The sequence below is a fragment of the Kaistella sp. genome, from assembly GCF_041824135.1.
In the GTDB taxonomy this organism is placed as follows: Bacteria; Bacteroidota; Bacteroidia; order Flavobacteriales; family Weeksellaceae; genus Kaistella.
The window spans coordinates 1-2,624 of the sequence record NZ_JBGZYM010000054.1 but is presented as its reverse complement, the minus strand read 5'-3'; the positions used below and the strand labels follow the sequence as shown (position 1 = coordinate 2,624).

Below are 2,624 nucleotides of genomic sequence, written 5' to 3'. Positions count from 1 at the left end.
TTCTACAAAAGATTTGAAAATGAAGAAATTCAATTGTCTTACGCTATGGATACGGAAGTCGGAATTGGATATCGGCAAGACTTGTCAACCCTAGGAGTTCATCCGTACGTTGAAGATTTGATTATTCCATCGTTAAAACAGAAACAAAAGTTGGAAATTAAACTAAATTCTTTCCAAATTCTTTTGAATCAAAAATTACAGGGAGCATTATTGGAGAAATGTACGTTGATAAATCTTGTGGATGAAGATCTTGAAGATTTTGATGAAAACTGGGATGATTTGCAAGAAACAATGTCTTTTATGACAGAAATTATTTCCGAAGGTGGACATGAGAAATTATATCTGAATCATGGCAGCGGGAATGCTGGCAAATTATTGGGAAGATTCTGTTCAGAAAAATCAGACATTAGAAATTTTGTGAAAGAAATTTCATTAAAAGAACAGGAGTTACATTCTAACAAAATTTTAGCAGAAATTATACATCTTCCTGAATCCAGAATTGGAAATATTTTGAGAAGACCACAAATAAGAAATTATGAAATACCTTATTTGGGTAATTCTACAGTTCCTAAAGAAAGTCAAATTTCTATTGATGACCTCTATTTATCAATCAGAAATAATAAGCTGATTTTACGCTCAAAGAGACTAAACAAAGAAATTGTTCCTTGTCTTACTAATGCTCATAACTACTCCACCAATTCACTACCAACTTATCATTTTTTATGTGATTTTAGTACTCAAGATACTCGCTCCAGTCTTCTTTTTCATTGGGGAGGATTAATCCATATTTATAATTTCTTTCCCAGAGTAGAATACAGAAATATTATACTTTCCAAAGCGAAATGGAAAATTACTTTGAAAGAAATTAATCATTTCGCTTCTCTAATGAATAATAGAAAGCAATTGATGTACGAAATAAAAAAATGGAGGAAAAAGCGGCAGATTCCAGAATGGATTCAATGGATAAAATCTGATAATACTTTGCTTATAAATTTAGAAAACAGCGGTTTGGTCACGATGTTTTTGTCTTCTATTACAAATGAAAAGACAGTGCTAATTGAAGAATTTTTGAAATATGAAAAGAGCGATTTTACAAATCAATTTGTTTTTTCAATCTTTAAAAGTTCTTCAAAATGACAATTAGAAAGTTTAACCTCGGTACAGAATGGATTTTTATATAAATCTACTCCGGAATCAAAACTTCTGATATTGTTTTGGAAGAAGCAATAATTCCATTGGTTCAATATTTAGATGAAAATAATTTAATCCATAAATGGTTTTTCATTCGGTATTATGATCCCAAATCTCATTTGAGACTACGACTTCATCTGAAAGACACCAATCAATACGGTTCAGTTGTTAAAGTTATTAATGACAAAATAAAAGTTCTTATTGATTCTGGAGAGATTTCCGAAATAAATATCGATTCTTACAAACGTGAAATTGAACGATATGGACAAAGAACGATTGAGTTTGCAGAAGAATTATTTCATCAAAGCAGTAAACTAATTTTAAACTTTTTAGATTATGATGACGAAGAAAAAATCATGGTTACCATGTTTTATATTGATCAAATTCTATCTAAAATAAAACTGCCTGCTGAAAGAAAGTTGGAATGGATTGAACAGTATAATAATTCGTTTAAGAAAGAGTTCAATTCGGACAAGAGCTTAAACAGCCAATTGTCTAAAAAGTTCAGGGATTTTAGACCTAACTATCATAATTTCATCCATACAAATGAATTTGAGGAAGTGAAGGATCATATTATATTAAATATTCGTCAAAGTCATGAGTCATTGCTTAATATAGTTAATATACAGAAAGGAATAAAATTAGAAGATTTTTTCCAAAGTATATTTCACATGCACATCAATCGAATTTTCACTTCTAATCAACGTCTTTTCGAAATGGTTATTTATGATCATTTGTGGCGATATTATAAAGTTAGCAAAAATGAAATTATAAGACTTTAAAAATATGTGAAGTTAATATCATTATTCAACTCATTTGTATTTTTACTACCTATATAATAGATTTCGAACTTATAAAGATTGGTACCGCATTAAATTTTACTTTCTTTTACTTTCTTTTACTTTCTTTTACTTTCAAGCCAATTTTCATACTTCTCAGTCAAATTATTTTCTTTTAAATATTCATTTCTTCGGAATGCTTCTTTTGAATAGAATTTCATTTCCTTTTCAGCATCTTTTTTTTCATGATATTGATCAATCCCATAAGAAAGAAATGAGGCACACAAAAACAAAAGAATAGTTAAAGCACCATAAAAGTAAAATTGATATTTGCTTTCTTTTTTAGAAACATTTTTCATCGTGGAAATCTGTTTTTCAAATATATTTAATAATTCACTTCTGTGATCCTTCAACATTTTATCATTTTCTACAACAACTTTACCCAGTGGTTCATATTCAATCTTAAGATATGAATTTTTAATCTGTTCCAATTTCTTATCAAGTGTGGAAATAATTTCTTTATTCAAATCGAATTTTAGATTTACTTCATTGAGATTCTTATTGAAAACCTCCATTAAATCTTGTGTTTTTAATTTCTGCGCCATTTTTATCTTTTGAATATTTTTTTTCGTTTTCTTTTTAGTTCATCTGCAG

Annotated in this window: 3 protein-coding genes; 2 read left to right on the top strand and 1 reads right to left on the bottom strand. The window is 28.5% G+C overall.

Annotated features, from left to right (window positions below; translation table 11 throughout):
* On the top strand, positions 1–1,137 hold a 1,137-nt coding region (locus ACEYOS_RS06270), incomplete at its 5' end, for a lantibiotic dehydratase (RefSeq protein ID WP_373797538.1).
* 44 nt (positions 1,138–1,181) lie between these two features.
* Positions 1,182–1,973, top strand: coding sequence for a thiopeptide-type bacteriocin biosynthesis protein (locus ACEYOS_RS06265; protein ID WP_373797539.1), 792 nt, complete (start codon positions 1,182–1,184; stop codon positions 1,971–1,973).
* Between the two features lie 116 nt (positions 1,974–2,089).
* Here ACEYOS_RS06265 and ACEYOS_RS06260 read toward each other — a convergent pair whose 3' ends face one another.
* Positions 2,090–2,575, bottom strand: a complete 486-nt coding sequence (locus ACEYOS_RS06260) for a hypothetical protein (protein WP_373797537.1) — start codon at positions 2,573–2,575, stop codon at positions 2,090–2,092.
* Positions 2,576–2,624: the final 49 nt, after the last annotated feature.